10 protein-coding genes and 3 pseudogenes are annotated in these 16,453 nt (G+C 34.3%); 9 read left to right on the forward strand and 4 right to left on the reverse strand.

What is annotated here, in order from left to right:
• Positions 1 to 59: 59 nt before the first annotated feature.
• The 4 genes and pseudogenes from ABWU45_RS06350 (at position 60) to ABWU45_RS06365 (ending at position 3,230) form a co-directional block, all read left to right on the forward strand.
• Positions 60 to 779, forward strand: a complete 720-nt coding sequence (locus ABWU45_RS06350) for an ankyrin repeat domain-containing protein (RefSeq protein ID WP_353278276.1) — start codon at positions 60 to 62, stop codon at positions 777 to 779.
• Positions 780 to 817: 38 nt separating this feature from the next.
• Complete coding sequence (locus tag ABWU45_RS06355; RefSeq protein WP_353278277.1) at positions 818 to 1,309, forward strand: ankyrin repeat domain-containing protein; 492 nt, start codon at positions 818 to 820, stop codon at positions 1,307 to 1,309.
• Positions 1,310 to 1,313: 4 nt separating this feature from the next.
• On the forward strand, positions 1,314 to 1,745 hold the full coding sequence (locus ABWU45_RS06360; protein WP_353278278.1) for a DUF2924 domain-containing protein: 432 nt from the start codon (positions 1,314 to 1,316) through the stop codon (positions 1,743 to 1,745).
• Positions 1,746 to 1,747: 2 nt separating this feature from the next.
• Positions 1,748 to 3,230 (forward strand): annotated as a pseudogene (locus ABWU45_RS06365) (recombinase family protein).
• Positions 3,231 to 3,927: 697 nt separating this feature from the next.
• Here the strand turns inward: ABWU45_RS06365 and ABWU45_RS06370 are convergent.
• The 4 genes from ABWU45_RS06370 to ABWU45_RS06385 form a co-directional block, all read right to left on the reverse strand.
• Positions 3,928 to 5,064 (reverse strand): ankyrin repeat domain-containing protein, encoded by a 1,137-nt coding sequence (locus tag ABWU45_RS06370; RefSeq protein WP_353278279.1) that lies wholly within the window; start codon positions 5,062 to 5,064, stop codon positions 3,928 to 3,930.
• Positions 5,065 to 5,659: 595 nt separating this feature from the next.
• The gene (locus ABWU45_RS06375; RefSeq protein WP_353278280.1) at positions 5,660 to 7,876 is read right to left on the reverse strand and encodes a hypothetical protein; all 2,217 of its coding nucleotides are present in this window, start codon (positions 7,874 to 7,876) and stop codon (positions 5,660 to 5,662) included.
• A 10-nt stretch (positions 7,877 to 7,886) separates the two neighbouring features.
• Positions 7,887 to 9,269, reverse strand: coding sequence for a hypothetical protein (locus tag ABWU45_RS06380; protein ID WP_353278281.1), 1,383 nt, complete (start codon positions 9,267 to 9,269; stop codon positions 7,887 to 7,889).
• Positions 9,270 to 9,542: 273 nt separating this feature from the next.
• On the reverse strand, positions 9,543 to 10,472 hold the full coding sequence (locus ABWU45_RS06385) for an Rpn family recombination-promoting nuclease/putative transposase (RefSeq protein ID WP_353278282.1): 930 nt from the start codon (positions 10,470 to 10,472) through the stop codon (positions 9,543 to 9,545).
• A 416-nt stretch (positions 10,473 to 10,888) separates the two neighbouring features.
• Here ABWU45_RS06385 and rnhA point away from each other — a divergent pair.
• The 5 genes and pseudogenes from rnhA to ABWU45_RS06410 all read left to right on the forward strand — a co-directional run.
• Positions 10,889 to 11,312: pseudogene (gene rnhA / locus ABWU45_RS06390) on the forward strand (ribonuclease HI); the annotation flags it as partial.
• A 92-nt stretch (positions 11,313 to 11,404) separates the two neighbouring features.
• Positions 11,405 to 13,196, forward strand: a pseudogene (gene mutL, locus ABWU45_RS06395) (DNA mismatch repair endonuclease MutL).
• A 68-nt stretch (positions 13,197 to 13,264) separates the two neighbouring features.
• Complete coding sequence (locus ABWU45_RS06400) at positions 13,265 to 14,203, forward strand: helix-turn-helix domain-containing protein (RefSeq protein ID WP_353278084.1); 939 nt, start codon at positions 13,265 to 13,267, stop codon at positions 14,201 to 14,203.
• Positions 14,204 to 14,373: 170 nt separating this feature from the next.
• A complete protein-coding gene (locus ABWU45_RS06405; protein ID WP_143688905.1) occupies positions 14,374 to 15,039 on the forward strand; it encodes a RadC family protein in 666 nt (221 codons plus the stop codon).
• A gap of 170 nt (positions 15,040 to 15,209) precedes the next feature.
• Positions 15,210 to 16,394 (forward strand): hypothetical protein, encoded by a 1,185-nt coding sequence (locus ABWU45_RS06410; protein WP_353278082.1) that lies wholly within the window; start codon positions 15,210 to 15,212, stop codon positions 16,392 to 16,394.
• Positions 16,395 to 16,453 lie beyond the last annotated feature (59 nt).

The following is a 16,453-nucleotide window of genomic DNA, read 5'->3' on the forward strand; positions in this document are numbered from 1 at the left end:
AGCAGGTAAATATAAGAAATTTGTCTGGCGCTAGAAAAGCTAATTTTGTGAGGTATGAAATGAGTTTTAGCAAGAGTAAGTTTTTTAAAGAAGTATCAAATAACGGGTTTAAAAACATTAATAAAAAAAATGAAGAAGGAGAGACGATATTGCACCAAGCAGTAGAAATCTCCGATTACAAAACAGTGAGATTATTAATAAAAAAAGGGGCAGAGGTTAATGCAAGAGATAAGAATGGTTATACACCACTACACTGTGCAGTATTTGCGAAAAGCTTAGAAAATGTAAAAGTGCTGCTAAGGGAAGGAGCAGAAGTAAATGCCACTCAATATGTCACTGGATGTACGCCACTCCACTCTGCATGCAAAATAGGAGGAGCAGGAGTTGAAATAATAAAAGAGCTAGTGAAGGCAGGAGCTGAGGTTAATCAACTGAATAAATATGGTGCAACACCAATGTATTACATATGGGAAAGTGAAAAGTATCGTCTATGTGATAGCAAAGAGAGTGAAAAGGCAAGTAAATTTTTGAGAGAAAAAGGAGGAGTAACAAAAAGTAGAGAACTGACATGCTATGGAATAGAGAGGCTAGTGGGAGAAATAGCAGACATGTTGAATGGGAGTTATTTACCAGAGTTAAAAATAATAGAGATAGAAGAAATAAGGAAGAGAGACAAATCGCTAATAAAGGAAGAATGTAAAAATTTAGCAAGCAAGATAATGAGCAAAGTGAACGAAATGATAGATGAGGTAGAAAATGTAGTAGGAAGAAAGGCTTAAAAAGGGGACTTGATTTTAAAGAAAAGGTGAGGTGGATTATGTTAAAGCTTGGTAAATTTAATAAATCAGCAAAAGAATTATTAGAGAACTCATATAAAAATATTTATAAAAGAGACGAAAAAGGCAGAACAGTTCTACATTATGCAGTAGACGCAAAAACAGTGAGATTATTAGTTGAAAAAGGAGCGAGTGTGAATGCAGCAGATGTGAAAGGATACACAGCACTGCACCTAGCGGTAACGGAGAAACGTCTAGAAATCGTGAGGGAATTGATAAAATCAGGAGCAGACGTAAATGCTGAGGAATATGGAAATAAATGCATACCTCTACACCTTGCGTGCATGGTAGGTGAAAAAGAAATAGTGGAGGAGCTGGTAAAAGCTGGAGGAGAAATAGAACAAGAGGATGAATGTGGGATGACAGCAATAGATTATGCAAAAAACAGTAAAGAAGTAACTGAAGTATTGAAGAAAGAAACGGACAGAATTGAAAAGTTATTTGAACAAATAGAACCTTCTATGAGAGGCTGAAAATATGGAAAGAGAAACAGAAAAGAAAGTAATGAATTTAGAGAGAAAACCTTTGGATGAGCTGAGAAAAATATGGAAGAAGGTATATGGAGAAGAAGCGCCTAGATACTCAAAGAAATATCTGATACCGAGACTAGCATATAGAATACAGGAGGAAGCGTATGGAGAAATGTCAAGAAAGGGGACAAAAAGACTAGAGTATCTGGCAGAGCGGCTGGAGAAGGGAAAAAGAATAAGTAGCGATAAACTGCCAGTAGCAGGAACAGAGTTGATATTGGAGAGAGGTGAGGAAACGCATGCAGTAATGGTAACAGATAAGGGTTTAATCTACAGAGAAGAATTTTTTACGTCATTGTCAGCGGTGGCAGGCAGAATAATGGGAATGAGCTATAACGGACCTTTATTATTTGGAATGCGTGATAAAAATGGAAGTTGAAAATGCTAAAAGAAGTAAGATGTGCGATATATACGAGAAAATCAAATGAAGACGGACTAGAACAAAAGTTTAATAGTCTTGATGCACAACGGGTAGCATGTGAAAAGTACATAAAAAGCAGAGAGGGCTGGGTAGTATTGGCCAAAAGGTACGACGATGGTGGATATTCAGGGAGAAATTTAGAAAGACCAGCAATAAAGGAATTATTTGCAGATGTGAAAGGAGGAGAGATAGATTGTGTAGTAGTATATACTCTGGATAGGCTATCAAGGGAAACAAAAGACAGCATCGAAGTAACATCATTTTTTAGAAGGCACCGAGTAAATTTTGTAGCAGTAACGCAGATATTTGACAATAATACGCCAATGGGAAAATTTGTACAAACGGTATTGTCAGGAGCAGCACAACTAGAAAGAGAGATGATAGTAGAGAGAGTAAAAAATAAAATAGCAACATCAAAAGAGCAAGGAATATGGATAGGTGGAACTTTGCCTCTGGGATATGATGTAAAAGAGAAGGAATTAATAATAAATGAAAAAGAAGCAAAAATAGTAAGGCACATATTTGAAAGATATTTGGAGCTGAAGTCAATGGCAGAACTAGCAAGGGAATTAAATAGTCAAGGTTACAGAACAAAATCGGATATCTTTAAAAAAGCAACGGTGAGAAGAATAATAACAAATCCAATATATATGGGAAAAATCAGGCATTATGAGAAAGAGTATGAGGGAAAGCATGAAGCAATAATAGAGGAAGAAAAATGGCAAAAAGCGCAGGAATTGATAAGTAATCAGCCATATAGAAAAGCAAAATATGAGGAAGCACTGCTAAAGGGAATAATCAAGTGCAAGAGCTGTGATGTAAATATGACGCTGACATACTCAAAAAAAAGAGAACAAAAGGTATAGATATTACGTATGCAACAATCACTTAAGGGGAAAGAATTGTGAATCAGTAAATCGAACAATAGTTGCTGGAGAAGTGGAAAAAGAAGTGATGAAGAAAGCGGAAGATTTATATGAAAAATGGGGAGAAAAAGCAGAAGAATGGAAAAATTTAAGTTTTGGAAAACAGAAAGAAGTAGTGAAAAAGTTAATAAAGGGAGTAATGGTAGAAGATGGAATAGAGGTGCATTCTGAATCAGAGGAAAAATTTATACCAATAAAAAAGAAAGGAAGCAAATGCACAGTAATTGAGCCAGAAGGTAAAACAAATAATGCGTTACTCAAAGCAGTGGTAAGAGCCTACCTGTGGAAACGGGAACTAGAAGAAGGAAAATACAGAAGTGTGCAAAAGCTGAGTGCCAAAATTAATATAGGTGCAAGACGTATACAGCAAATTTTGAGATTAAATTATTTAGCTCCAAAAATAAAGGAAGACATAGTAAATGGGAGACAGCCAAGAGATTTGAAGCTAGCTTATTTAAGAGAAGTACCAATGTTATGGAGTGACCAACTGGAGAAGTTTTACGGCTTAGAATCTTAATTTACAAAAGCAATAGGCAATGGAAAAGACTATGTGCCAGAAAACCAATACTTTAAAACAAAGAATTAAGGTAAACTAGTTTTACAGGAACTGATACTTAACTATGTAATAAAAATAGTGATAATCTTAAACATACATATGAAACGATTCCAGAACTCCAAAGTTATTGCGTAAGACCTAAATGTCCCTGACCGCACTTCTCCCGCTGAATCATGTGGTGGGTCTGATAAAGGAAGTTCTGTCAAATACAAAACTCGAAAAAGTAGAAAATGTGAAGCAGACAACCTTTTCTGGATCTAGCACAGAAAACTATACTCAAAAGATAATAAACACCGAGAAAGAAAAATAATTTCTTCAGAAGAATCTATAAATTATTAACTCAATATTTCTCAACCCTCCTGCCATTTCTCTGCGTTGAGAATATAGCTTACAATACATTTTTGAGTTTTCTACTACACCTTTACAAGTAGCTATTTAGTAAAGTATGCTAGGTTAACGGAATTGTGAACTGCTGTCTATTTTCATATCACTATTATTAAAATGTAAAGTGTATTAAACAAGACTTGATGTGAGAAATCAGTTGTCATAATATACATGAATCACACAGCAAAGAAAGGAAGAATTTCTCCTTCCTACTCGCTTTAACTTGACACTTAGTCTATTATTTACTAGCTAGACTAGGAACTTATCGACGATGTTATATATTTATCTCTAATGCTTTTTTTAAATTATTCATACTCGCATTTTCTAGATGTGTGGCTACTGCCTCAAGTAGTTCTGTCGGTAGTTTTGTTATAATATCAGGCTTTTCTTCATCCTTCCTTAAAAAAAGTTTTTGACGCTTCTGAGATAAGTGTTCAATTTCATTAGATAAAATTAGTCTTTCTGTTCCTTTAGCATATTGATCTTTTAAGTCATTAGCATGTATAGGAAATTCATTTCTATAGTTATCATTTTCTAATGCTCTTTGCAAAATTCCCTTTCGTGCATAATATACTAATTCACTACCCTTGCATATTAAAATATCATAAAATGTGATAGTAGTACCATCAATACTTTTTTCTTTCATTCTCTCAATTTCTAAACATTTATCCCAATATTTTGATAATTGTCTACCCACCACGCTAGCTTCGTGATCATTTTCAAATCTTGATAAAAAGAGCGGCTTTTCTGCGTTGTAACCTTTTAGCTTAACTTTATGTGCTATGAGAAACTTTGCTATTTCTTTATTTTCCTTGATAACAGACCAATGCAAAGCAGTTCTGTCAAGTATGTCTTGTAAATCAACTTTGACCTCAGCTTCTATTAAATCTTCTACTATATCTCTATGTCCCTCTATAGCAGCTAGATGTAAAGCGGTTCTACGACAACCTCCTTGTGAATCATTAACATCAACCCCTGCTTCTACTAGACGTTTTACTACATTTCTATGTCCCTTTTTAGCAGCTGTTTTTAAAGCCATATTGCATTCAATGGTCGAAGGACCTGCGTTTAGTAGAAGATTTAGTATATCTATATCTGCATTGCTAGCAGCATAATCTAAAAGAGAGATAGAGTTTGAAAAGATTCCTTGATTGACATCAACTTTTTTTTCTATTAGTAGCTTTATCAAATCTATATTTCTGTTAAAAACAGCTAAATGCAACAAACCACATTTGAATGGACTATCTTCTACGCAAAACATATAATTTACATCAAACCTTTCGCCTTTCCAACTTTTATATGTGCTTTCATCTTTTTCCTTTAACCCCTTTTTTATTTGTTCAAATATGCCATCTTTGTTTAATTTTACTGTTTTTAGTAGGTTTTCCCATTGTTTTAGTGTTAAAGACATAAGTACCTCAAAATAATAATATAATTTAATTATTAAATATTTTAATAAAAGAGTCAAGATTTATATATTTCTTTATACTTTATATAAGATTGTTAATATCGACTTTAGCTTCATAAACATACTGCAAATTAGCGTGATAAAAATTTTGAATGTTTACTTTTTCAAAAATCGCAAAAAAGATCATATATTTATGAGAACAAGCCGAGTAAAAATAAAATTATAAAAATAGAAGATTTAAATTATTTCCATAAGCTTAGGCAAAACAGTTCGTATGTAGATATGGATAAAATGGGCTAATATAGCTGATTTTACCGTATAATAAAATCACCATATAAAAAAGTTCGTATGTATCGTTTGGTAGAGCATACGATACCAAGAAGAACGATTCTCACCGGCAGCGGTTTTGGTTGCTGGAAGTGATCATATTATTTAAGTTTTTAATAATATATGATACTGAGTTAATAACAATGAATTTTGAAATAAAAAGAAAATTCAAGGAAAACTTATAGTGAATTTTTATATATTCTACCACTACACTCTTGACCATATATTAGCATTATACCACTAGATTTGACACACAAACTCTCAATAACCCTTATCTACCAGGAAGATCATCTGCAGAACTATGTCCTAAGTTGTCCTTTATACGAAGAACATCCTTAACTGATATAAGAGTATTTGGCCCCTGTGCACGATCATTGAAGATGGCATACGTTAAAACTACTGTGTTCCCGTCAGTAATACGCTTATATCCTCTAGCATTAAAATAATTACCTAGCTGAGTATTTGCTTCTGCGATTTTTCGCTGTAGCTCTCCAGTACCAGCAAACTTTAACTCTATTACAATTGGATGGGTACCATCTCTCGCTTCCACAGATCTTAACAGAACTAAGTCCACTTTCTGCCCTCCTCCCAACTGAAATTCAATAATTACCCTAGCTGGATTACTGCAAGCGTAAAATAACCCATGCAATATAGAATGAAATCCTGCTTCCCTAGCGTTATCTCTATTTACTGTCCACCTTAATGGAAATAACACATTAGAAATGGCTTGGAATACTTGTGCATGACGATTTTGTACTTGCCAACCAGTATTCATCATTATATCTGCAGCACTGTGCACATTACTAACACCACCTACTTGTAAAACGTCACCTTGAAAAACAGCATTACCCCTATTCTGCAGATAATGAGCAGGTGACTGGAATGGTATTATATTAACAGTTAGGCCTAAATCATCTTCATTCCTTCTATTAGGGTCTAATTGGCATATCACTTCATAAACCCTAGCATTTGGCCATTGTGCTAAATCTAATCCCATATTGGGAAATTGGTGACCCAAGATATGACGGATATGAAACACAACAACTCTTTCTTCCCTCCCTAATAACACATGTAAAACCATAGTTAAAGCACGATCTCCAATACTTACTTGTGCAATTCCTCCTTGCGGACCTAGCATCCTATCGTTATCATGATACTCAAACAAGTACTTAGTTACATATATCTCATTTCCATCTCTTAACACAACTCTTCTTCTTGTAAATGCAGTACTTCCAAAAGTAAACCCAGTTGTATAAAGAAATACTCTTCTATCTCTAGCGCTAACACCACCTCTACTTCTCACACCAGGTACAGCAGGTACACCAAACGATGGATGGAGTAAATAATCTCTGACATTTTCTTCAACTTCTTGATTTGCTAAGGGTTCAAATAATCTTTCTACTAAAGAATATTCCCTTTCTAAGAAATTTTCTATACTAAGCTGAAAACGCCTACGATTAAGGTCAAAGTTCAGTCCCACACAGATAGCATTGCCTGATGAGGTATGGATAGACAGTGATGAAACAGGACATCTGTTAACGTAGTTCTCTGCTTGCTCTAACGCATCTGCAGCACTTCTTCTTCCTGCCTTAAGCTCAATTATGATAGGCACAGAATCCCCTAACCTCTGCACACCACGCACAAGAAAAGTAATATCTGTATACCCTCCTCCTACAAACAATTCAAGATAAATGCCAGCTGCATGGCGGTACCTAAAATTCATCAAAAAGCCTGACAAAAATCCATGATAATCAGATTCTCTACCGTGAAAATTTAGTACAACATTATATCTGTTGTAAATACTAACAATGTACTGCAGAATTCTTATAGTATCATCCATTACATTACCTGCATCATTACTTGCTAGCCCTTCGATAAGATCTGATAAGTAGTGTTGTTGTCTAGTTCTAGTAATTTCCCTGAAACCATTGCACGGAGATGCTGAATTTCCGGTAAATGCTTCTCCCTCACGAAATTGCATACATCTTACTGCTTCTTCTTCCTCATCTTCCCCCTGATTCCATGCCCATACAAATGTTTTATACTCTTGCCACACTAGATCATGTCTATTTCTGACTCCAACAATATTACCATTCAACAATTCATCTTCCATATCCCGCCTTTCTTCTTCACTAAACCTTGAGCCAAAACTATTTTGCCTATCAGAAATAGTGTAACATCTCACAATTCTTTTTCTTCTTGAATTTGTTTCATTGGTTAAAATAGCAATTTTTAAATTTCCCTTCCCAAGATTATTTGGGTCATTATCAAAGCGAAAGAAAATCTTTTCATTATTGTCTGCAACACCAGAATCATGTGCAGTAGCAAACATCCCAAAAAAGAATGCAGGAAAAAAGCGATCTTTACCAACGGAATGTAAAAAAGATGGACTCTGGTTTAAAAAAGATTCAAACCTTTCCACGAAATCTTGGCAATTTCCATTCATCAAACTTCTAATTAATCCAATATTTTCACCGTTACCATGCATATAAATACCTCTATCTTCTGTAACAAGAAAATCCACTAACTCCAGCATTCCCTAACATAGACTGTGGATCACCAGAGCCACCACCTTGAGGAGGTATAGGTACTTCTTTCTCTAACTCAGAAAACAGCTTTTTTGCCAATTTGTCATAATCTATATCATCTTTCATACTAGCTCTGCCAACCATCTTTAGATTTTCAACTATAGACTCCTCAAAATTCTTAAAGTCTGTAGCTGAACAGAGCTCTTTAGCAAATTGTAGTATCTTTAATATTTCGCCCTTTTTTACATTTATAGCACTATCTGTTGTGTTATCATGTGCCCAATCAATAATCAATCCTGAAAGCGCATGGTCAATTGGAGCTATTCCACCGAAAAAAAAGACTGCTGCCTTTACTTCCTTTTCTTTGTGGTTATTGAAATTACCACACTTTATAAGATCTATCATAACCTTTCTAGCTTGAGTACTTAAGGTAGGACTTTCAACGACCTTGTCCGAAAGCGAAGAAAGAAGAAGAGCGTAATCCTTAGGTAAAAGTATTTTATCCTCTAATATTTTATTTTTAAACACAGGAACCATAGCTTGAACTGTATCAAAGAAATCTTGGCGTATTAACACACTAAGAATAGAGTATATTCCTTTGTCTTTTTTTGATAACTCAGAGTTTTTCAATAATTTACTTTTTTCTTGAGTATTCATTTTATTCAGACAAAAATCTAAAATAACAGCACCATTGTGATTACATTGAACAGAGGATAAGGTAGTAATTGCACCGATAATTTCCTTCTTTCTCTCTTTTTCACTTAAACGGTCATAAAAATACTCTACTCCCTCACTCCATCTAAAACCTACAGCTCCTCTAAAACCTTCTACATTACTATATTCTTTTAATTTTAATCCTTCAGATTCTCGGTCAATCCAGAAACTAAACACAGGATCATAGCTTTCCATAGACCCTAATAGATCGCTTCTTATGTACCTGTTGTTGCTAGCTGCAGGTCTGCCATCACTATCTAATGCATCAGGAGAAAATCTGCTCTTGTGGAGATCGAACTTTTCCTGAAAGAGATCTTTAATTTTTTCTTTCACACAATATCTACATGCCATATTATATCTAGAAAATGGGTTTTCTATTCCATTTATACTTTCTTCAGTCAGCCTCTGTCCTAGGGTAGCATTATTTAATTTTATACCTGACCAACAACTCTCATCACGAAATATGTTGTATAAGAATTGTAGCTTGTTATCTTCGAGATATTCTATCTGTCTAATGTAAGTTTTGACCCATCTTTCAACAGATAAGCGCCTCTTAGCAGCAATGTTAGAATCCGAATGTTCAACAACATTTTGTAACTTATTAAGTACCGCAGCATGACGATCTTTCTTCCTTGGCATTGTACCCCCTATATAAAAATATTTAAGGTATTATGCAAAAGTTAGAATCAAATAGCAACACTAAAATTATCAAGGACAAGAAAAATTTTATGAAAAACGTTTTTTATATTTAAATATCATCTATTTTGCACTTAACTGATGCCTAGAATTGGTGAGAAAATCAAATAGGCTATAGCGAGAATAGCGGAAGAGTTAGATGTAGGCTTTAATATATCAGACTAATGGATAAAGAAGTATAATAAGTTGAAAAGCGCTCTAAGGGAGCTACAGTACTTAAGCTTTTTCCTTGAGCTGTGAAATATCAGCTTGAGAAAGGCCTGTAGATTCAGCTATTAAGTCAACAGACACGCCAGCCTTAAGTAGGTTTTTGGCCACAGCTATTTTAGCTTGTTTTTCTCCCTCTTCCCTACCTTTTTGATGGCCGATTTGGATGCCTTCTTGTCTACCTTTTTCTTGACCTACTTTAAGACCCTCATCAAATTTTTGAGCTAAAGCAGCTACCTCATCCATTATGCGTTTTTTCATTTGTTCATATGCTAGTAACTCTTCTTCTGACCAATTAAACTTATTCATCTCTTCATAAGCTTGTTTTATTATTACGTCACTACCAACTATTTTATCTAGGTCCTCTTCGCTTGTTTCTGCTGCATATCGGAAAAAATAACACCATTTTTCTACTATATTTTCTAATTGATCTTCTTTTGTCTTTGTAAATTTTGGTAGTTCTATGAATACGAAGTAAAAATCCTTTAAGTCATGTTCAAAGCTATTTTGATCTAAAATGACATGATTAGATTTGTACTCAGCCTTATCTGGAAAAATAATACAATCAGCAACAGCAATAAAGATAATTTCCTTGAGATTATGATAATTATCACCTTGATCAGCTTGACTTGAGTAGGCTTTAGCAGCATAATATTGAGCACGTTTTTCGAAGCCTTTGGTCTTAGTAAACTGCATTTCTATGATGTATCTTGAACCTTGAGAGTCTTTACAAAGAACATCGACAATACTCTGCTTTTTAGCGGCAATTTCAGGGTCCAAAATGGTAGCTAAGAATTCAACATCGTGAATAGCAGCTAAGCCAGTAAAGCCTAAAATATCGTTCAGGAAATGAATGAGAATATCTTTATTCTTCTCGGTGCCAAATATTCTTTTAAAGGCATAATCATTGCGTACATCAAGAAATTTAGAAAAAGCCATGATAAATTAACCTAAAAAGCATTAATAATTATACACAATTGTGAAGAAATATTCAACGTTTTTGTGCTAAAGTCTATTAAAGTTAGCTAAATTTCAAGAGTTGGCAAAAAACTACCTTCATAGATGACCATAGAATGCTACTGCGCACCTTAGCTGTTTATTTTATCATCTTTTACAACTCCCTCCATAAACCCCAGCAAATGAATTCATGAGCTATAAAGAGCTTTAAAAACACTTATTTTGGGTGTGAGAGATTAACCTCCTAATAAAAATACAAGCCCAAAAGCTCAATTACGATTTACCTAATATCGTGAGGACAGGTTCATTAATCTCCCACACCTTTACATGATAAAGATCTTGAAACTTAGTGTCAACATTTCAGTAGCAAATTTATGTTAAATCTATATCCTGTCAATATGGACAAAAAGAAGGTTATAATATATACAGATGGAGCTTGTTCTGGAAATCCGGGGCCTGGTGGATGGGCAGCTGTGATGATGTATGAAAATAAAAGTGAAAAAACGTATCTCTGGAGGTGAAGAAAACACAACGAACAACAAGATGGAGTTAAAGGCTGTGATTAACGGGCTAAAGATGTTGAAAGTTTCTTGCAAAGTTGTTTTACACACTGATAGTCAGTATATTAAACAAGGTATAACAGAGTGGATCAATAAGTGGAGAACAAATGGTTGGAAGACAGCCAATAAAAAATCAGTAAAAAACGTTGAGTTATGGAAGGAATTGGATGAAATTGTCTTGCAGCATGATATTAACTGGAAGTGGGTTAAGGCTCACAGTGGTAATACCTATAATGAAGAGGCAGATAGACTTGCTAGAAAGGAATCTAAAAAGCTAAAATATAGAGATTGTGAGATCAAGAAATCACAAAAAAATAGAGGGAGCTCTAAGTTTCATAGATTGGAGGGAGTGTTATGGCAATAATTCTTTTAGACACAAAAACTATAAATCGTATAGCAGCGGGAGAGGTAATAGAGAGGCCAGCAAAAGGAATTAGTAGAAAATGCAATAGATGCTGGAAGTTCAGAGATAGAGATCAAAATAGAAAGTGGTGGACGTAACCTTATAACTGTGACAGATGATGGAAATGGAATAGAAAAGGACGACTTAGAACTAGCATTTATGAGGCATGCCACTTCAAAATTAAGCGATAGTGAGTTAATAGAAATCAAGCACCTTGGGTTTAGGGGAGAAGCTTTACCTTCAATTGCAGCAGTAAGCAGAATGAAATTATCGTCTAAGGCAAGTGGAGCAAAGGAAGCATGGTCTATAAGGTATGAGGGAGGAGAAAAAATAAGAGAGATTACCCCTTGTTCTTTGTTGCAAGGTACATATATTGAAGTTCGTGACTTATTTTTTGCTACACCAAATAGACTAAAGTTTCTAAAAACTGAAAGGGCAGAAACACAAAGTATTGTTGATATTGTGAATAACTTAGCGATGATTAATTATAGTATTGGGTTTACTCTCACTTCTGGTAATAAAAAGCTCTTAAAATATGTTAAGCAAACTTCGCTGTTCAACAGATTATGTGAAATAGAAGAAGAATTTCAAAGCAATTCACTGGAAGTTAAAGAGGAAGAAGAAGGCATCAAACTTAAGGGACACATCTGTAAACCTAATGTCAATCGTGGCAACTCAACTCAGATTTATACGTTTGTTAATGGAAGGCCAATAAAAGACAATCTACTTGTTGGTGCAATTAGATATGCGTATCACGATTTTATTCCAAACAATAGGTATCCTTTTGCAGTGTTGCATTTAGAAGTACCATATGACCAAGTAGATGTAAATGTGCATCCAAATAAATCGGAAGTAAGATTTCAGAATAAAAGGCTAATATATGAAATAGTGAGAAGAGGGATAATAAAAACACTATCAACGAGATTTGCAGCGGGTGATCAAGGTATTGGAGAGGAGCTAATTTTTAATGATAGTAAAAGCCAAGAGCAGGTTGATAGTCAAGAGAAAAAAGATCAAAAAGAGTTTTATGAAAAGAGACCAAGTCTTTTAGAAAATCGTCTAATGAAAGAATTCAATGCACCAGATGAAAGAAGACAAAGCTTACCAGAAACTTTTAAGTATGGAGAATCCCTACCCCAAAAGGGAACGATGGTTTTAGAAAGGAAGCAAATTGATTTGGTAGAGGATCATCCCCTAGGATATGCACGTTGTCAGGTCCACAATACTTACATTATTGCTGAGGCTGGAGATAGGCTGATTATAGTAGATCAACATGCAGCCTATGAGAGGTTGATCTACGAGTGCTTAAAGCAAAAATCAAGCATAAAAAGACAAAAACTTCTCCTTCCTGAAATAGTTGAGATTAAAAACCAAGCAGGGACGGAGATGGTTGAAACTTATAAAGATAAGCTTTTTGAAATGGGTTTTGGTATTGAAATAGAATCAGAAGATAAAATAATGGTGAAAGAAATACCTTCAATCTTGGGAACAATAGGTATAAAAGAGATGCTAGTTGATATAGTAGATAAGTTAACGGAAATGGAAGATACGTTGTCAATAGAGGATAAGGTGAATAAAATATCAGCCACAATCGCTTGCCATGGAGCAGGAAGAAAAATGAAATTGGAAGAGATGAATGAGATACTAAGACGAATTGAGAAAACTCCATATTCTGGTCATGAAAGACCAACGTATATAGAAATGAAACTAAGTGATATAGAAAAATTGTTTGAAAGGAGATGAGTTCAGTTTGTCAAAAAGGTTCCCAATTAAGTATACGTAACAGCTCTTCTGGTTATGGAGTATAAAATGTGAAAAAAGAGAATAAATGCTCTAATTTTTTAGATTACAAAGTAATAGGACAGGAAGTAAGAAATCATAGACTAGCAAAGGGATATACTCAAAAAGATTTAGCAAAAAAAATCGATACAACATATCAGGTAATACTGCAATATGAAAAAGGAACACGCAGAATTTCAATTAAGAAATTATATGAATTAGCAGAAGCATTATCAACAACTGCTAGAGATCTAGCTTGCGGACAAGAAGTATCAAATGAGGAAAGGTATGAGGAAGAAGAGATATTAAATCTAGTAAGAAGACATAAAGAGATTAAGGATCAAGAATTACGCGAAACGTTTTATTTATTAACTAAATTCATCCGTATTAGTGAGGAAGAGAGTGGAAAGGCAGTAAAAGTAGAGGTGGCAAAGGGTTTAGTTAAGGAAGGAGTTTCTGCTCATGTTATCTCTCAAACGACCAGTTTATCTATTGATGAATATGATAATGATGAGAAAAAAATTTCCATTCCGTATAAAGTAGGTCAAAGAATAAAAGAATGGAGATTGAGAAGAGGATACACTCAAGAAGATTTAGCAAGTAAAGTGGGCATAATAAATCAAAGAATATATGAATATGAACAAGGACGAGCTGCTGTTTCACTTGAAATGTTAGATGAAATAGCAAAGATGCTATTAATTAATATTACAGATCTGCTTCCAGAAACAAGAGAAAATGAGAATAGTGAAGTGGAACTATCAAGGTTAATAGAAGAATATAAAAAGATTAAAAGCCAAGAACTACGTCATGTACTAATAAAATCTCTGTTTGAAAGCATACAAGTTTGCAAAGAGAAAGTGAAGAGAGTAGAAAAGATGAGAATTGCAAAGAATTTAGTTAAGGAAGGAATTTCTATCAATATTATTTTAAAAACAGTGGGCATCTCTTTAGACGAAATTCAACAAATTTAAAATAAAAAATCAGTATATATTAATATCTTTACCTATTCATGAAAAAATAAGTAAAAAAGATTGAGAAATTGATTTAACTTCACTCAAAAGCTATGGCTTTATGCCAATGCTGACAAAAAAACAGCAGTAAATATATAAAAACATTTTGTTATTAGTGAAGGGTAATTTTTATGAATAATAAGAAAGATCGTAGAGAAGAAATAGAGTTCAGAGCATTAGAAAGCAACGGTAAAGCTCTACTTGATCGTGAAGTAATAGAAACGTTTCTAAGTGCAGTGCATGACAGGGAAGAAGCTCGAGTTATTGCTAGAAAGCTAATAGATAGTTTTGGAATAGGAGGAATTTTAGGTCAGGAAATAGATGACTTGAAAACTATAGAAGGGATAACTGACTCTACAGTAGCAGTAATTTTATGTCTAAAGGAAGCTGCAAAGAGAGTACCAAGAGAAGAGTTAAAGAAAGGACCTGTAATGGATAACTTGGAAACCATCGTAAAATATTTAAGGGTTAGTATTGGCTATTCAGAGGAGGAAAAGATGAAAATAATATATTTTGATCAAAAGTGCCGTTTAAAGGGGGAAGAAGTGTTCACTGGTACAGTGGATAAGGTACCTTTTTACATAAGAGAAGTAACAAGAAAGGCATTAATAAGAAAAGCGACGTCAATAATAATATCGCATAACCACCCAGAAGGAAGGTTAAAGCCATCTGATGAGGATGAAGCTGTAACTAAAGACTTGGCTAAAGCTTGTCAGACTATAGGGATTAGGTTACTGGATCACATTATCATCACAAGTGTTGGGTATTTTAGCTTTAAAGAGCAAGGACTGTTATAAAGCAGATATTTGAAGATTTTCATGAGTTGTTTAACTACTTGAATGAAGAAAGTATTTGCAAGTGCATTAATTATTGCTTACAATTAATGAGAAAGTATATATTAAATTAATAATAAAGTAATAAAGTCGGTTATAGACTTAGTTAAATATATTTAATAGCGGAGGCTAATATGAGTAATAAAATAATTGTACCTTTTGATGATCAAGAAGGAGGTACTTACGAGTTAAACATTGATCTTGATAGATTATCAAAAGGTGAGGTGTTAAATGCTATTGTAGGAATAGGTCGTACTAAGGAGCAATCCACCTTTGTAAGCAAAATTAATAAGGCTAAAAAGCCTGAAGAAATAGCACCTTTCCCTGGTAGAGAAGTTCGCGAAAACAAAATCAACTATGGGAAAGGATTTGACTATGTTTATGGCACAAAACCTGTAAGTGATCAAGAAGATAAAAATCCATTTGCTTCAGCTTTGAAAAAAATAAAGCCGAGTGCAGAAACTTTGAGCTGGTTAAAAAGTGAAGTGGTAGAGGCAAAGAATGTAAATGAATTGCACAAAGTTATAGACAAAGTACTAGCCTCAGGAGCAAGAATAAATGCATGTGATGACGGGGAATGGAGTTTTGCAGAGTATGTAGTATTAGGTACACATTTTCATAAATTTGATAAGGTTGATCGTAAAAAGCTAATACGTAAATTAATGCTAAGCGGTGCAGAGTTTCATGATACTTTATTGGAGAATAAATTGATAGGTGAAATCTATAATGAGCTACAACCAGAAGTTCAGCCACAGATAGATGAGAGACTAGAAGAACTAGAGAAAGCTGGCGAAAATGCTATGCAAGAAGGAGAATTAATAGATGTTGAGATAGATAATACAACATCGTATATAGAATTTTCTGGGGATAGCAAGGTAGAGGTAGCCAAAATACTGAGAGAGTTAGGAAGTAATATTTTAAAAATTGGCAATGATGCAGTTGAGGTTAAAAGTGAGAAGGGAGGTATAAGAAACTATATCGATATGTCAGATGAAAGCTCTATTATATTAGAGTTTCCTACAAGCATTGGTAAGCTAAATATTATATTGTACCACGATGTAAAAAAATATGATCAAGTACAAGTCAGAGTAGAAAACAAGGAAATGTGGGCTGAGTTACAAAAAAGAGGCGAAGAAATAGGAAAAAACTGCCTTTTTGGAGGAGTGAAACTTCAAGAAGCAGTAGAGAAAGGTAATTTCACTAGATGTGGCATATGGAGTGAAAAGTATGCTATAAAAGAGGTTAGCAATAATGAAGTATTGTCTCCGTGGGTAAATAGAATACGTGAAGGTAGTAAAGAAACCTTTAGAGAACTTTAATGCGTCTACAGCCAACTTTAAGGTTCCAGAGGTTTTTTCTTACCGTTATATCTGGAGCC

This window comes from Wolbachia endosymbiont (group B) of Longitarsus flavicornis, assembly GCF_964028135.1.
Classification (GTDB): domain Bacteria; phylum Pseudomonadota; class Alphaproteobacteria; order Rickettsiales; family Anaplasmataceae; genus Wolbachia.